General features: G+C 64.5%; 14 protein-coding genes. 9 read left to right on the forward strand and 5 right to left on the reverse strand.

All coding sequences use genetic code 11. From position 1 onward, the window contains the following. The first annotated feature begins 66 nt into the window (after nt 1-66). Complete coding sequence (locus tag RY1_RS22745) at nt 67-1,035, forward strand: methylenetetrahydrofolate reductase (protein ID WP_084727763.1); 969 nt, start codon at nt 67-69, stop codon at nt 1,033-1,035. Here RY1_RS22745 and RY1_RS22750 read toward each other — a convergent pair. From RY1_RS22750 to RY1_RS22770, 5 genes are all read right to left on the reverse strand, one after another. Further along, nucleotides 1,009-2,145 carry a glycosyltransferase family 2 protein gene (locus RY1_RS22750; protein ID WP_072806412.1) on the reverse strand — a complete coding sequence of 379 codons (1,137 nt, stop codon included), beginning with the start codon at nt 2,143-2,145 and terminating at the stop codon, nt 1,009-1,011. The two genes, RY1_RS22745 and RY1_RS22750, sit on opposite strands and share 27 nt — an antisense overlap. 68 nt (nt 2,146-2,213) lie before the next feature. Next, complete coding sequence (locus RY1_RS22755; protein ID WP_072806332.1) at nt 2,214-2,945, reverse strand: LppM family (lipo)protein; 732 nt, start codon at nt 2,943-2,945, stop codon at nt 2,214-2,216. A gap of 35 nt (nt 2,946-2,980) precedes the next feature. Continuing rightward, a complete protein-coding gene (locus tag RY1_RS22760) occupies nt 2,981-3,802 on the reverse strand; it encodes a carotenoid biosynthesis protein (protein ID WP_072806333.1) in 822 nt (273 codons plus the stop codon). Continuing rightward, nucleotides 3,799-5,412 carry a phytoene desaturase family protein gene (locus tag RY1_RS22765; protein WP_072806334.1) on the reverse strand — a complete coding sequence of 538 codons (1,614 nt, stop codon included), beginning with the start codon at nt 5,410-5,412 and terminating at the stop codon, nt 3,799-3,801. The genes RY1_RS22760 and RY1_RS22765 overlap by 4 nt, the downstream gene beginning before the upstream one ends. A 10-nt stretch (nt 5,413-5,422) precedes the next feature. Then, nucleotides 5,423-6,031 (reverse strand): GNAT family N-acetyltransferase, encoded by a 609-nt coding sequence (locus RY1_RS22770; RefSeq protein ID WP_072806335.1) that lies wholly within the window; start codon nt 6,029-6,031, stop codon nt 5,423-5,425. Between the two features lie 188 nt (nt 6,032-6,219). On the opposite strand from RY1_RS22770, the gene RY1_RS22775 reads away from it, so the two are divergent. From RY1_RS22775 to RY1_RS22810, 8 genes are all read left to right on the forward strand, one after another. After that, nucleotides 6,220-6,669 carry an SAV_6107 family HEPN domain-containing protein gene (locus RY1_RS22775; RefSeq protein ID WP_072806336.1) on the forward strand — a complete coding sequence of 150 codons (450 nt, stop codon included), beginning with the start codon at nt 6,220-6,222 and terminating at the stop codon, nt 6,667-6,669. A gap of 216 nt (nt 6,670-6,885) precedes the next feature. Continuing rightward, on the forward strand, nt 6,886-7,326 hold the full coding sequence (locus tag RY1_RS22780; protein WP_072806337.1) for an SCO2097 family morphological protein: 441 nt from the start codon (nt 6,886-6,888) through the stop codon (nt 7,324-7,326). Between the two features lie 502 nt (nt 7,327-7,828). Further along, nucleotides 7,829-8,260 (forward strand): division/cell wall cluster transcriptional repressor MraZ, encoded by a 432-nt coding sequence (gene mraZ, locus RY1_RS22785; protein ID WP_072806338.1) that lies wholly within the window; start codon nt 7,829-7,831, stop codon nt 8,258-8,260. Nucleotides 8,261-8,563: 303 nt separating this feature from the next. Further along, the gene (gene rsmH, locus RY1_RS22790) at nt 8,564-9,523 is read left to right on the forward strand and encodes a 16S rRNA (cytosine(1402)-N(4))-methyltransferase RsmH (protein WP_371829503.1); all 960 of its coding nucleotides are present in this window, start codon (nt 8,564-8,566) and stop codon (nt 9,521-9,523) included. Further along, complete coding sequence (gene ftsL / locus RY1_RS22795) at nt 9,523-10,251, forward strand: cell division protein FtsL (protein WP_245819878.1); 729 nt, start codon at nt 9,523-9,525, stop codon at nt 10,249-10,251. The genes rsmH and ftsL overlap by 1 nt, the downstream gene beginning before the upstream one ends. 34 nt (nt 10,252-10,285) lie before the next feature. Next, on the forward strand, nt 10,286-12,235 hold the full coding sequence (locus RY1_RS22800) for a peptidoglycan D,D-transpeptidase FtsI family protein (RefSeq protein ID WP_245819879.1): 1,950 nt from the start codon (nt 10,286-10,288) through the stop codon (nt 12,233-12,235). A gap of 203 nt (nt 12,236-12,438) precedes the next feature. After that, nucleotides 12,439-14,037: a UDP-N-acetylmuramoyl-L-alanyl-D-glutamate--2,6-diaminopimelate ligase gene (locus RY1_RS22805; RefSeq protein ID WP_072806414.1), complete on the forward strand. Its 1,599-nt coding sequence runs from the start codon at nt 12,439-12,441 to the stop codon at nt 14,035-14,037. Beyond that, the gene (locus RY1_RS22810; RefSeq protein ID WP_072806341.1) at nt 14,034-15,542 is read left to right on the forward strand and encodes a UDP-N-acetylmuramoyl-tripeptide--D-alanyl-D-alanine ligase; all 1,509 of its coding nucleotides are present in this window, start codon (nt 14,034-14,036) and stop codon (nt 15,540-15,542) included. Before RY1_RS22805 ends, RY1_RS22810 begins: the two co-directional genes overlap by 4 nt. Nucleotides 15,543-15,566 lie beyond the last annotated feature (24 nt).

Here is a 15,566-nt window from a genome sequence, read left to right on the forward strand (position 1 = left end):
CCCTAGTCGGCACCCGTCCACGAGGCTGCCGTGACGGCACCGCCGGACCGAAACTATGATGTGGCGGTGACAAGTGATGCCGTCAGGGGGCGGTCGAGTGAGGGCTGGGTCACCCGAACCCCGTCGATCGTCGATCGCCTGCGGACGACTACCGAATCCAAGATTCCCTTCTCGGTCGAGTTCTCGCCGCCGCGCGATCAAGCAGCCGAGGCTCGGCTGTGGCGAGCGGTTCGAGAGTTCGAGCAGATGCAACCGGCGTTCGTGTCGATGACCTACGGAGCAGGTGGGTCGACGCGTGATCGAACGGTGCGTGTCACCGGACAGATTGCCGAGGAGACCACGCTGCTGCCCGTTGCTCACCTGACAGCGGTGTCTCACAGCATCGACGAGCTGAGATCGATGGTCGGGGCGTACGCCGATCGGGGAATCTCGAACATTCTCGTGTTACGCGGAGACCCGCCCGGTGATCCACTGGGGGACTGGGAAAAGCATCCCGAGGGCGTCGAATACGCCGAGGAACTGGTATGTCTGGTTCGCGAACTGGGCGATTTCCACGTCGGTGTCGCCTCGTTCCCCGAGGGCCACTACCGGGCGCTCGACCTCGAGCAGGACACCCGGGTACTGGTGAACAAGTTGCGTGCGGGCGCCGAATATTCGATCACCCAGATGTTCTTCGACGTCGACGATTATCTGCGTCTGCGAGATCGAGTGGTCGCGTTCGATCCCGAGCAGGGACGCAAACCGGTGATTCCCGAGATCATGCCCATCACCTCGCTGCGTTCGGTGCGCCGCGCGCTCGCACTGTCCGGATCTGCACTTCCGCGCGAGATAGACGACAGGTTCGTCAAGGCAGCGGGAACCGGTCAGGAGGAGGACCGTGCAGCTGTGCGCGAGGTGGGAATCGAACTCGCGACTTCGATCGGTGAGCGACTGATCGCCGAGGGCGCACCGGCGTTGCACTTCATCACGCTGAACTTCGCCAGGGCCACCCGCGAGGTATTGACGAATCTAGGACTGTCGCCCGCCCGGGTCTGAGATGTCTCCCGCGCCGAGGAGCGCACGCTCCTTCCACGACAGCCGCCCACGGGCGCGTCGCCGATGCGAGTCGACGGTCAAGAAGGCGTAGGTCACCGTCGACACCGGGTGCGCCGACGCTGCTGCCGCGTGCCGGACCGCACCGACGACGGATCTGTCACCGGATTCGGACAGTGCGGCGACGGTTCTCGACAGAACGGCCGCGCCGTACCCGGCACATCCGATCCGACGTGTTGCACCGGATCCGGCGACAGCGGCGAGTGGCGGAACCAGGTAGGCCAGCGCCATCGTGACCAGCACGAGGCCCGAGCCGATCCGACCTCCGAACGCCGACCACAACCACCGCGTGTATCCGCTGCCCAACTCCGCCCAGCCGTCGTACATCCGGCACGAGAGAAATCCCGCTCCGGCGACCACGGCGGTTGCCTTGCCGCGGCGGCGAAGAACTCGGGCGATGTCCAGATCCTCCGTCGCGCTCGACGCAACGCTCGCGTGGCCACCGATGTCGCGGTAGTCGGATGCGTCGAAGACCATCAGCTGCCCGCACGCCACCACAGTCGACGACCGAGACGAGTGATTGGCCGAGCGCACGGCCAGCATGGACATCCACGAGAAGGCGAGCAGCGGCTGAACGAGCTTTTCGGCGACGCTACCGGTGCGCTGGACAGGCCATGGGCACAGCAACGAGACATCGTGGGTGCGTAGTGCTGCCACTGCGGCAGCGATCGCGTCGTCGGCGAGCCGTACATCGGCATCGACGAACACGAGAACATCGAGGTCCGGGCGGCCGGTGTACGCGAGATCGGCCAAGGTCCTGCACGCCGCGGCCTTGCCCGTCCATCCTGGCGGAGGCTCAGCATTCGACGCGAAGACCGAGATGCACGGATCACCGTCCACCGCAGCGAGAGCCGTGGCGTAGGTGTCGTCGGTCGAGTCGTCGTCCAGCACGAGCACCTGGAGATCGCCGTCGTAGTGCTGCGCCCGGAGATCGGCGATCAGTCGCGCAATGGTTCGTGCCTCGTTGCGTGCGGGTACGCAGACGGTTACCGATTCCCCGACCGATCGTGCACGGCGCAGGCGCGGCATCGTCGCCGCGTTGAGGACGCACATGGCCGCCGACACTCCGGACAACGCAGCGCCGGCGACGGTGAAACATCGCAGAAAGGTGGAACCCCGGCTCACGCCGAATCGCGACCGGAACCTGCGGGCTTGTCGCTTCCCTCGGCATCACGCCTGACCGAAGGATTGCGCGTGACCCATGCCATCGCTCCTACGATCGCCGCGACACCCACGGTCACGCCGCCCACGATTCCGGCCCAGCCGGCGAAACTACGAGTGTTGGGGTCCGGGTAGTTCACCTCGGCGCGCATCGAGGTGACCTCGCCCGCCGGCAGCTTCCAGGTGATGATGTTGTCGCCGTCGCGCGTGCCGTTGGTCGTGCCTATGCGAGCGGGAAACGCGATCGTGAACTGCACGTCGGTTCCCTGGACCGGGACAGTCTGCAGATCGGCCTTGCCGTCCAGGGTGACCTGGTCGCCGGAGCGCTGCATGACGAGTTGAAAACTTCCCGTTGCCTGGCCGGACATCGAACCGAGCGTCTGGACGTCACCGAAGGACAGATCGCTGAATCGTGCCTGCGTCCCGACGTACCCGTCCTGCTTGTATTCCTCGATCCGAATCTTGCTCGCCAGAGTCGACGGGGCCGTGAGGGTCGGCCCGGTGTCGGTGTCCGAGGTCGGAATCGTGGCTGCGACGATCTGGCCGGACACGCGGTCGTCGGCGGACACGCCCATCGAGACCTGGACTCGCAGGCATCCGGTCAGCAGGGGCGCGAGAAACAGCGCCAACGCGAGCACCGACAGGAGTCGGCGACGGTTACGAGACTTGCCTTCACGGATTGTCGACTGCACAGCGACATCGTGCCAGACGAGTAACCGAGAGCGTGTCAGGGAGTTACCGCGGCGGCGCGTCTGTACCCCCGTAGCCAGGTTCGAACGAAGGGAATGCCGACGATGGCCATCGCCGCGCATCCGTATACCGCGGAAAAACGAAGTTCGCCGCCGCCCAGGAGCACTGAATGCGCCAACGCAGAACCGAGCCACGTCCAGGTGAACAACACCAGGGGAGCCGCGTCCGAGAGCGGCGCCGCGGGCATCGTCGACGGACCGATCCGGTCACCGACCGCATCGACGATCAGAGCCATGACCAGGGCTGTGATGAACCATCCGAGGTAGTTCGTGACGGGAATGGACGGAATGCCGGGTAGGCCCGCAATGTCCGACGTCCACGTCCACTGTCCGTCGGTGACCATCTGAGTGTCGAGATACAGATCCCATCCGACCATTCCCAGTGCCGTTGCGATCGCGCGGTGTACGCGCAGCCGATCCTGGGTCGCTTCGGTGCGCTCGAGCACGTAGGTGACGGCACATCTGATCGGGTAGAAGCCTGCGGTCCACGCGAGAGGCACGATGGCGGGGACGCCCCATATTTCGGGGCCGAGCCGGTCGGTCGCGTAGAAGTAGCTTCCGAAGGGAAATCCGGTTGCTGTCCCGACGATCTCGGCGAGGAGTCCGAGGCCGGCTGTGGTTACCCACAGCACGAGTGTCCACGCGATGCCGCGCGACGCTGCGGCATGGGTCAGAACGGCTGCGGCGAGAAGCGCGACGACGGCAACGGTGACCACATCGCGCTGCGTGCCGGTCACCAGCGGATATGCGATCTGGGCCAACAGGGCCGCCGTCACGAGAACCCAGACGAGTCGAATCATCGGACCTTCTCGCCTATCCACCGGCGAAGACGGCCTGCCCTGGTGTCCGCGAGGGCGATACGGGCAGCGCTGCGTCCACTCGCCGCGGAGACACCGCCGCCGGGGTGCGTGGATGCACCGGTCAGATACAGACCAGGGGCGCCTGGAACCCGATGCCCGGACAGCTGAGGAACAGGTCGCCACATCATCATCTGATCCAGCGACATCTCCACGTGCATGATGTTGCCGCCGATCATGCCCAGCTCGCGTTCGATGTCCACGGGGGACTGAACATGACGATCCAGAATCGACGCGGTGAACCCCGGTGCATGCACCTCCATCTCGGCAATTATCCGAGCGGCCTCACGCTCGGCCACATCGTCGACGGCGCGAGATTCCGAGGAGTCCCGCCATGTCCTTCCACCGGAGAGCGTGTGCGGGTGCCATTGCGACCACAACGAAATTTGGTGTTGCCCAGGGGGAGCGACACTGGGGTCGAGTGCGGTGAAGGACATTCCCAGTACCGCAGGAGTCGGGGGAAGCTCACCCGCGGACGCCGCCCCGTGTGCCGCACGGAGGTGCGCTCTGTCCCGAACCAACAGCTGCAGGCCGCTCGTGGCGTCGGATTCGATGTCCGCGCTGGCGTAGCGCGGCAGCGAGTCGGTCGCGAGACGTACAGCCATGCCGATGCCGGGCCCGACGCGTATACGCCGCCGCCAGGCTTCGACGGGGATGCTGTCGTGGCCACCGGCGATCAGCAGGTCGAGTGTCGTGAGAATGTGGCATCCGGCGACGACGATGCGGCTCGGCAGAACCCGCCCGGATGCAGTTCGCGTCTCCCACGTTCCTCCTCGGCGGGAGACCGACGTCACCGCGTCGCCGACGCTGAGTCCGCCGCCTGTCGAGGTCAGCCTGGAGATCAGCGCCTCGCTGAGTGCGCCGCTGCCTCCGATCGCGCGGCCGGGCGGGAGAGTGTGCATGAGCGCGGCGAATCCGACCATCGGAGCGGTACCGGGTTCGGACATGGGAGGGCCGGACTGTGCGCCGAACCAGGCGAGCGCAGCTTTGAGTCGCTCACTGTCGAACATCTCGTCGAGTAGTGCGTCACCGGTGGTCAGGAACTCTCGCGAGAGGGCGCTCCCGCCGTCGGGGGCGCCGAGACCCCAGAACGAACGAAGCAGATTGCTGCCCGTCGGGGGCGCCGAGAACGCTCGCATCGTGCGAGCACTTCTCGGGCCCCACGTGGCGACGAAATCTCTGTACGCCTTCGCGTCGGCAGGCCCGCACGCAGCGGCAATGGAATCGCAGGTGCGGCCCAGATCACGGTGGAACACCAGCGCGGGTTCATCGGTTCCAGGTGCGCCCGGCGCGAAAGCCCATGGGTCGCATTCGGCGTATCGAAGCCCGTGCGCCGCCAGCGAGAGTTCCTCGATGATGCCGGTGTGGCGGACCATGATGTGCGCCGAGGACCCGCGGTCGACGCGGTGACCGGGAAAGCGTTCGACGGACGATACGGCGCCACCGGCGATGACGTCGCGTTCGAGAACTTCGACGGCGAGGCCGGCGTCGGACAGGTAACAGGCCGCGGTCAGGGCATTGTGCCCGGAGCCGACGACAACGACGTCGATCACCTCTCACACGCTATATGTCGGTGGGTACGTCGAACGGCAGCGCATGACCCAGCACGGCGAACGGCCGTCGATCGCCCGAGAAGGTGAAGTTCCGCAACACGTCCTCGAAGCCGAGTCGTCGGTACAGACGCCACGCACGGTTGCCTTCGTCCGCGACCTCGGGCGTCGAGAGCAATACGGTGCGCTCGTCGCGCCCGTGGAGGAGTCGGCGCGTCAGTGCGCTGCCGAGTCCGTGTCCCTGCGCATCCGGTTTGACGTGTAATTCGGTCAGTTCGAAGTAGTCGGACAGCACCTCGTCGACGTGCTCGGCGCTGCATCCGGATCTACGTAGTCCATCGCGAACCTGCTGGTGCCACCACTGATGTCGTGCTCCGCGGTACCCGTATGCGATGGCAACCATCGGTGCGTCCGAGGTGGGCAGCACGGCTGCCACGCCGCGCCATCCCGGTCGTGACACGTGTTCGGACCACATGGGTGCGCGATGGTATTCGGTGCCTCGCGGGTAGCCCATGGCCTCGACGTAGATCGCCAGTGCCTCGGGAAGGCGACGGCGAATTTCCTGGGGGGACAGGTCCACCAGGTAGGGGGTCGTCTCCGCGTCGGTGTCGACTGTTCTCAACCTTTCCTTGACTACTTGTCGGTGGGCACAGCTATATTGAATATGTCGAACGGATGTTCGATGTCGGTGATCCGGCGATGAGCTCGAGGGAAGCGAGTCTCGCCGGGTTCCGACCTTAGAGCTTCATCATGGTCCGGGCGTGTCGGAATGTGATCACGTACGGCGTTTCGAACGGGAGGTGTTCGAGTATGGCCACAAAAGTTCTCCATAGCGGTGTACGTCCGCCGGTGTCGCCTCGTGCCAGGGTGCTCCTGGGTCGAGCCGATGCGTTTCTGTCACGCTCGGTCGGCGCGGCGGACGCAACCGAGCGGTTCCTCGATTGCTACATGGCCGCGTTGCGCGGTGCGGCTGCTGTTCTCGAAGCGACACCGATATCGCAGTCCCGCGCTCGATCGCGGAGCGCGTGGGTGCTGCTGAGCAAGGCGGCGCCGGATTTGGACGAGTGGGCGGAGTACTTCGCGGGATTCTCCGCGACTCGCGCGGCGCTGCAGGCAGGATTGTCTCGGTCGATCAGCGAAGGTGATGCGGACGAGTTCTATCGTGAAGTGGGGCACTTCCTTCATGTCGTGGAGGACCGTATCGGTGCGGATTCTCGGCTGGATCGCTCCGACAGTGCTCGTCGATCGATGACTGCGTGACGTGCGTCGCCCCCGGGCCGGTCGGTCCGAGGTAGTTCGACATGGTGTTCTGTCCCTCACGCGGCCAAACTTCGAACTTTCTCAGGAACACATCGACCGAGTAGGTGGTAAGCAGGCGATTCTGCTCGTATTATTGACAGCAGGTAGCCGCCAAGGTCAGCTTCCCGTCGTTTCGCATCCGAAATGACTTTCAATATCTGTGCAGGGGGAGGTACCGTGCCACTCTCCGAGCACGAGCAGCGCATGCTCGACCAGATCGAGAGCGCTCTCTACGCCGAGGATCCCAAGTTCGCTTCTCACGTCCGAAGTGGACGCATGCGTACGGCATCGAGCAAGCGCCGCTTTCAAGCGGCGGCTGTTTTCGTGCTGGGGCTTGTTCTTCTCATTGCCGGGCTGGCTCTGCCCTTCAAGCCCGGTGGTTTTCCGGTGGTCAGCCTCGTCGGCTTCGTCTTCATGTTCGGTGCGGGTGTTCTCTTCATTCTCGGGGGATCCCGTAAGGGTGCCCCCGCGGGCAAGGGCGACGCGACAGCCGAAAACGGGTCCGAGCAATCCGGCAGGCCTCGAAGCGGGGGCAACAAGCCGAAGTCCGGCCGTAAAGGCGGTGGCTTCACATCTCGCATGGAAGATCGATTCCGGCGGCGGTTCGAACAAGAGTGATCACGATGTGTGATGTCGACGCCGTTCGGCGTATGGCCTCGCACGCCGTGAATCCGTAAACCGAAGTTCACGAACACCGAAGTTCAAGAACACCGAAGCGGTGCCCACAGATTGTGGGCACCGCTTCGGTGTTTGTGCTGTCTGAGTGTTCGTGCTGTCTGGGTGTCGCCCGTCTGTCCGGAGTCGAGCGTTCTCGGGTGCATTCCCCGAGCCTGATTCGTGTGGTTCACGCCGGATCCCCACTTCCCCCCACTGTGCCCACGCCGATGATCAGTGCGGTGGTCCAGCTGTTTTCGACCTGCGCTTTCGCGATCCTGGGCGTCTCCGATGACGCCGGAATCGTGAGGTTTCGGGTTCGCTGTCAAAATTTCCCCCACCTCACCCCACTGTCTCGAGCTGGACTTTTGTCACTCCTCACAGAAGTTGTCACCTCTTCGGGGTTGAAGGTGGGTGAAAGTGGGGTAAAGTGGTGGAAGCGATCGAGCGCGAGTGGAGGTGTCGAGTGTTCCTCGGTACCTATACGCCCAAGCTCGACGACAAGGGGCGGCTGACATTGCCGGCGAAGTTTCGTGAAGCACTCTCGGGAGGTGTGATGGTGAGCAAAGGGCAGGATCACAGCCTCGCTGTCTACACCCGCGAGGAGTTCGCCGAGAGAGTCAGAAAACTCACCGAGGCATCTCGGTCCAATCCTGTCGCTCGCTCCTACATCCGGCAGTTGGGTGCGGGTACCGATGAGCAGCAAGTCGACGGCCAAGGGCGGATCACGCTCAGTGGTGAGCATCGGCGTTACGCCAATCTCGAGCGCAACGTCGTCGTCAACGGTTCGATCGAGTTCATCGAGATCTGGAACGAGGACGCGTGGACTCGCTACTCCACCGAGAGCGAGCAGAGTTTCTCCGACGCGTTCGACGAGTCCCTCGGAGGAATCTTGTAGCCCCTTCGATCACATGCCGAGTGCCGCGAGGCCTCTGCCCGATCAGAACCCTGACGTTCTTCCCCAACGCCAGGTTTCGCAGATCAGGACCCTGACGTTCTTCCCCAACGCCAGGTTCCCTATCGGACAGGGACCTCGAAGCATTCAGCCCATCATCGATCGACCAGCTCGCCATCGGTCAGGCGAGCAGAAGCAAGACCGGGAGGAATCATTGTGGAAGGCGAAGAATCGCCCGCCCCGGATAGCGCTCCCGAACCATCCGACACTTCGGAGAATTCAACGAATGCCGCCGCGCCGAAGCATATTCCGGTGCGGCTGGGTCGCGCGGACGAACTTCTGGGACCTGCACTCATCGCCGCACGCGAGCGGGGCGACGGCGGTGTGATGATCGACGCGACCCTCGGGCTCGGTGGACACTCGGAGCACTTTCTCCGCACCTATCCGGACATGAGGCTCATCGGCCTCGATCGAGATCCCATGGCGCTCGTGCTCGCCGGCCGCCGACTCGCCGAGTTCGCCGACAGAACCACCTTCGTTCACACGACGTACGACGGCATCGACGTCGCGCTGGAGCACGCTGGATTGTCGGAATACGAGTCGGTCGACGCGATCCTGTTCGACCTCGGTGTCTCGTCGATGCAGCTCGACGAAGCCGACCGGGGTTTCGCGTACTCGGTCGACGCGCCACTCGACATGCGCATGGACCCGACGGTCGGTATCACCGCCGCCGATGTGCTCAACACGTACAGTCACGGCGACATCGCGCGTGTGCTCAGCACGTACGGCGAGGAGCGGTTCGCAGGTCGAATCGCATCGGCCGTTCTGCGTCGCCGTGAAACGACTCCCTTCACGACGAGCGGTCCCCTGGTCGAGTTGTTGTACCAGTCGATCCCGGCGGCTACTCGTCGTACCGGTGGGCATCCCGCCAAGCGGACCTTTCAAGCTCTTCGCATCGAAGTCAACGGTGAACTCGATTCGCTCGAAAAGGCCGTTCCAGCAGGGCTGGATTCTCTGGCGGTCGGCGGGCGAGTGGTGTTCATGTCCTACCAATCCTTGGAGGATCGAGTCGTCAAGAAAGATCTGGCGCCTCGGATCAAATCGAGATCGCCCGAGGGACTTCCGGTCGAATTACCCGGCATGGGGCCGGAATTCACGATGTTGACTCGGGGAGCAGAACGAGCCTCGGATCAGGAAATCGAAGAGAATCCGCGTTCGGCGCCGGTGCGCCTGCGTGCAGCCGAGCGAATTGCGAGGAGAGCCTAATGACTGTCACCGCGAGTTCTGTTGGAACTCGACGCACTCGTCGGAACAGAACTTCGTCCGAGGACGGATCTCCACGCTCGGGTGCCGCGTTGCGCGCGTACGAGCGCCGGCAGCAACGCGTCAGCGAGCATTCCGGCGATCTCGTGCCGACCAGTCATGGGGCTGCACGAATCTCGTTGTCGAGCGCTTCCCTTGCCGCCCGTATTCCCTTCGTCGCGTTGATCATCGGCCTGTTGACGCTCGGGCTCGGACTCACCCTGCTGCTCACGACACGCTCGGCCGGAGATTCGTACGAACTCAGTGACGCCAAGCTGTACAACGAGCGTCTTGTTCAGCAGAGTGCATCGCTCCAGCGTGACGTCGAATTGGCGGATTCCGCACCGGAACTCGCACGAAAGGCTGCGGAACTCGGCATGGTTCCTGCAGCCAACGCGGCGCGCATCGTCGTGGCTCCCGGCGGATCGGTGCAGATCATCGGCGAGCCCGCTCCCGCGGCAGGTAAGCCCGTCGCACCATTGGATCCACCGACATCGCAGTCGGTTTCGCAGCAGGCGACCGGTACCCAGACAACTCCCCGTGCCGCATCGGCGCCGCCACCCGCATCCGCGGCATCGTCTGCGGCATCCGCCACGCCGAACGCATCCAATAACGCTCTCGCAGGGGCTTCCGGTGAACAATTGGTTCCCATGAGTACTCCGTCGGCCGGCCCAACGGGTAACCGGCAGTGACACGGCCGGGAGCAGAGCCGGTAGGTACGAGCCGATGAAGCCGACTACCGGAGCTCCTCGTCGTACATCCTTGCCGCGCAACACATCCGGAGGTCGACGTCCCCGCGATGATGCGCGGGGACGACCGAGGTCACCGCGCAGTTCGGCACGTCCGCCACGCCCGCCCGCAGGCGGAAGGTTCGACGCCTCGTCCTTCGGGTTTCGTCACGGACTCGGGCGCTGGCTGATGTTCGGGGTACTGGCCGTAGTCGCCTTGCAATTGTTGTGGATCATGGGGATCAACGGTCCGCGGCTGTCGGCCGAGGCGGCGTCGCAGCGGACCACCACCTTGGTGGATCCCGCTCAGCGAGGGGCGATCACGGACCGCAACGGAAAGCCGATCGCCTTCACGATGGAAGCGAAGGCACTCACCTTTCAGCCGGTTCGTGTCCGCAAGGAACTCGACGAGGCCCGTGCGAAGGACCCGTCGAAGCCGGCGACCGACGATCGGCTGAAGGCGATCGCCGCAGGCATTCACGACGCACTCGGTGATGTCGCGAACGAGAAGGACATTCTTGCGAAATTGAAGAGCGAGGACACATTCGCCTACCTGGTCAGGGGAGTGGACTCGACGACGGCAACCGAAATCAGCGAAGAGTTCGAAGAGGTCGGTCTCGAACGCCAGGACATACGCGAGTACCCCGGTGGCTCGCTGGCGGCGAACATCGTCGGCGCCACGGGTTGGGACGGTCACGGCCTGCTGGGTTTGGAGGATTCACTCGATTCCTCGCTCGCTGGAACTGACGGGTCCGAGACGTACGACAGAGGCTCCGACGGTGCGGTCATTCCAGGCAGCTGGCGAGACAAACAGACGGCGGTGAACGGGTCGAGCGTCGAGTTGACCATCGACTCGGACCTGCAGTACTACGTCCAGCAGCAAGTTCAGTTGGCCAAGGACCTCTCGGGTGCAAAGAACGCGTCGGCGTTCGTGCAGGACGCACATACAGGTGAGGTTCTGGCGATGTCGAACGACAACACGTTCAATCCGGGGATCGGTGTCGGCAACAACGACAAGAACAAGGAGATGGGCAATCTCGCCGTGTCCACTCCGTTCGAGCCGGGTTCGGTGAACAAGATCATCACTGCCGCCGCGGCAATCGAGTACGGGCTCACGACTCCGGACGAGGTGCTCCAGGTTCCCGGCAACATCTTCATGTCCGGGGTGTCGGTGAAGGACGCGTGGGAACACGGAGTGGTTCCGTACACCTCGACCGGCGTGTTCGGTAAGTCGTCGAACGTCGGAACGTTGATGCTGGCGCAGCGAGTCGGCGAGGATCGCTTCGCGGACATGCTGTCTCGATTCGGGCTCGGACAACGCAGCGACGTCGGTCTGCCGGGGGAGAGTGCAGGAAACGTGCCGAGCCGCGATCAGTGGTCCGGCGGCACGTTCGCCAATCTCCCTATCGGACAGGGATTGTCGATGACCCTGTTGCAGATGACGGCGATGTACCAGGCGATTGCCAACGACGGGATGCGTATTCCGCCGAGGATCGTCCGCTCGACCATCGGTCCCGACGGAAACAGGACGGAGACCGAGCAGCCGGAGGGCGTCTACGTCGTCAGCCCTCAGACGGCAGCCACGGTCCGAGACATGTTCCGTGCGGTCACTCAGGACGACACCGGGAATCAACGCGGCACCGGTGTCGCTGCGGGCGTCGACGGTTATCAGATCAGCGGCAAGACCGGGACTGCGCAGCAGGTGGATCCTGAATGCAAGTGCTACTCGAACTCGAACTACTGGATCACGTTCGCCGGTATCGCACCCGCTGACGATCCCCGGTATGTGATCGGAATCATGCTGGACGCTCCGACTCGTAGTGCAGATGGTTCGGGTGGTCAGTCCGCTGCACCGCTGTTCCACAACATCGCCAGCTGGATGCTGCAGCGAGACAGTGTTCCGCTGTCCGCCGACCCGGGTCGCAGGTTGGTGCTCCAGGCCGACTGACGCTCGGCGGGCCCCAAAACCGAACGTGCTGTTCCGATCACGATCGGGCATCGGACGGTCTCCCGTGTCCATCCGCCGAGAGACTCGCCGGTAACCTGACTCGTCGGCCCTGTCCGGACATCGACGTCATCGGCGTCGGGTCCGTGTCGGGAATCGGCACCGTCGACGTGACCATCTCCACTTCTCGAGCAGGAAGGAGCACAGTGTCTGTGCCAGCAGCACCGCAGCCTGCTCCGTCGGATTCTCGTCCCGCCCGGCCACCGGAAACCACGGTCGACGAGATCGCATCGGCGTCGGGTGCCTGGGTGGTGCCGGGGGGACCGTCGGACCCTCGGCTCGTGACCGGTGTCGACCTTCGAGCGCAAGGTATTCGGCCGGGGGACCTCTTCGCCGCGCTACCCGGTGCATCGGTGCACGGCGCCACCTTCGTCGGTGATGCGCTAGGGCTCGGCGCGGTGGCAGTTCTGACCGACCCGGCCGGGTTGCAGATCATGCAGGCGGCGTCGGCAGAGCTGCCGGTACCCGTCCTGGTGCACGATGCTCCGCGCAGCGTGCTCGGCACGGTCTCTGCACTCGTCTACGGCAACCCGTCCGCGCAGATGACGGTCATCGGGATCACCGGCACATCGGGGAAGACCACCACGTCCTATCTCCTCGAGGCAGCACTGACCGCGGCAGGCAGAACCACCGGTCTGATCGGGACGATCGAGACCAAGATCGCCGGAGCTCGTGTTCCGAGCGCTCTCACCACACCCGAGGCTCCACGGCTGCACGCCTTGTTCGCCGTGATGCTCGAACACGGGATCGACACCGTTGTCATGGAAGTGTCCAGTCACGCACTCACCCTCGGCCGCGTCGACGGGACCGTGTTCGCAGTCGGTGCGTTCACCAATCTGTCGCAGGACCACCTCGACTTCCACGACTCGCTGGAGGACTACTTCCAAGCCAAGAGTCGCTTGTTCGCTTCGGAATCGGCGGTGCACAGCCGGTCGGCCGTGGTGTGCACCGACGACGTCTGGGGAAAGCGAATGGCGGAGATCGCGGCTGCCGCCGGATCTGCCGTCGTGACTGCCTCCGTGTCCGGCGGCTCCGATTGGACGGTCTCCGACGCGACGACACTGCAGGACGGGACACAGACATTCTCGATCGTCGATCCCACCGGCACGACGCATCCGGCATCGATTCGGCTTCCGGGGCGATACAACATCGCCAATGCAGTGTTGGCTACGGCGACATGCTCGGCGGCAGGCGTCGATATCGAGCGTGCGATCAGCGGCATGGCGTCGGTCGACGTCCCGGGCCGAGTGCAGCGCATTTCGCGAGGACAGGACTTTCTCGCTGTTGTCGACTACGCGCACAAACCGGCTGCGGTCGAGGCAGTCATCGACACCTTGCGTCAACAGACTCGCGGCCGGATCGCGGTCGTGCTCGGCGCAGGCGGCGATCGCGACACCGGCAAGCGCGCGCTGATGGGTGCAGCCGGTGCACGTGGCGCGGACCTACTGGTCATCACCGACGACAATCCCCGATCGGAGGATCCGGGATCGATCCGCGAGGCCGTCGCGGCGGGGGCGTACGCGGTGGATGCGTCGGTTCGGGGTGAGATCCGCACCGTGGACGGGCGTGCCCGGGCGATCGACGAGGCGGTCGCATGGGCGCGGGCAGGCGACGTCGTGCTCGTTGCAGGCAAAGGGCACGAGACCGGCCAGGAAGTTGCGGGCGTCAAGCACCCGTTCGACGACAGGCAGGTCCTCGCCGAAGCAATCGATCGCAAGAACGCAGAATCCGGAGAGCAATCGTGAAGTCCCTGACCCTGGAGCAGATCTGTCGGATCGTCGGCGGAACACTGCACGACGTGCCGAACGCGAGCCTGCTCGTCGACGGATCCGTCGAATTCGACTCGCGAAAAGTCACTCCGGGAGGGTTGTTCCTCGCGTTGCCGGGAGCCCGCGTCGACGGGCACGACCATGCCGCCGCCGCTATCGCCTCGGGCGCCGCCGCTGTCCTTGCCGCTCGTCCGGTCGGGGTACCTGCGATCGTCGTCGACCCCATCCCGCACGACGGCCGTGCGATGGCACTCGAACACGATCTCGACGGTTCCGGGGCAGCAGTGCTGCAGGCGCTGGCCGCACTCGCGCGCGCGTCGGTCGTCGAACTGACCGAGTCGAGTGGTCTGACGGTCGTAGGAGTCACCGGGTCCTCGGGCAAGACCTCGACGAAGGACCTGCTGGCCTCGGTACTGGCACCCCTCGGACCGGTCGTCGCACCTCCGGGCTCGTTCAACAACGAACTCGGACATCCATGGACAGCGCTGCGCGCCGACGAGTCGACCGACTTCCTCGTCCTCGAATTGTCAGCGCGAGGGGTCGGCCATGTTGCGGCACTCGCGGCCACGGCACCGCCGCGTATCGGCGTGGTGCTCAACGTGGGCACCGCTCATCTCGGTGAGTTCGGCTCACGGGAGAGAATCGCGGTCGCGAAGGGCGAGCTGGTCGAGGCGTTGCCGAGCGCCGCCGACGGCGGAGTGGCTGTGCTCAATGCCGATGATCGACTCGTGCTCGAGATGCGCTCGCGCACGGCGGCACGAGTGGTGACGGTCGGTCTGTCGCCGGATGCGGACATTCGTGCGAAGAACGTCTCCCTCGATGCAGATGCACGCGCGAGGTACACGTTGGTCGCACCTGGCGGCGAGGTCGACATCGCGCTGGCAGTGCACGGAGAGCATCAGATCGGGAACTCGTTGGCGGCTGCGGCAGTAGCGCTCGAATGCGGTGCCACACTCGATCAGATCGCTGGCTCGCTCGCGGGTTCGACGGCTGCGTCGGTTCGACGTATGGATGTACGTACTCGTACCGACGGCGTGACGATCGTCAACGACTCCTACAACGCAAACCCTGATTCGATGCGTGCTGCCCTCAAAGCATTGGTGTCGATGTCCAGGTCCGGGGCGGATTCACGCAGGCGAACGTGGGCTGTATTGGGCGAAATGGCCGAACTGGGGTCAGAATCGATCATCGAGCACGATTCGATAGGGCGTCTGGCTGTGCGATTGGACGTCAGCCGTCTGATCATCGTGGAATCCGGTCGGCCGACCAGAGCGATGCATCAGGGTGCAGTGATGGAGGGTTCGTGGGGTGAGGAGTCCATGCTCGTCCCCGACGACGCGTCGGCGATCGCGGTGTTGAGATCAGAGGTGGCGCCGGGTGACATCGTCCTGGTGAAGGCGTCGCAGTCGGTCGGACTGTGGTCGGTTGCCGACGCACTTCTCGGCGACGACGCACTTCTCGGCGACGATGCGCAGCAGTGAGGACGGCAGCGTCAGTGAAGACAG

The organism is Rhodococcus yunnanensis NBRC 103083 (genome assembly GCF_001895005.1).
In the GTDB taxonomy this organism is placed as follows: Bacteria; Actinomycetota; Actinomycetes; order Mycobacteriales; family Mycobacteriaceae; genus Rhodococcoides; species Rhodococcoides yunnanense.

What these genes read in the sequence shown, in the direction of transcription:
- ftsL (WP_245819878.1), top strand. Translation starts at nt 9,523, where the DNA reads ATGACTGTCACCGCGAGTTCTGTTGGAACTCGACGCACTCGTCGGAAC.
- RY1_RS22800 (WP_245819879.1), top strand. Translation starts at nt 10,286, where the DNA reads ATGAAGCCGACTACCGGAGCTCCTCGTCGTACATCCTTGCCGCGCAAC.
- RY1_RS22750 (WP_072806412.1), bottom strand. Translation starts at nt 2,145, where the DNA reads ATGTGCGTCCTCAACGCGGCGACGATGCCGCGCCTGCGCCGTGCACGA.
- RY1_RS22760 (WP_072806333.1), bottom strand. Translation starts at nt 3,802, where the DNA reads ATGATTCGACTCGTCTGGGTTCTCGTGACGGCGGCCCTGTTGGCCCAG.
- RY1_RS22775 (WP_072806336.1), top strand. Translation starts at nt 6,220, where the DNA reads ATGGCCACAAAAGTTCTCCATAGCGGTGTACGTCCGCCGGTGTCGCCT.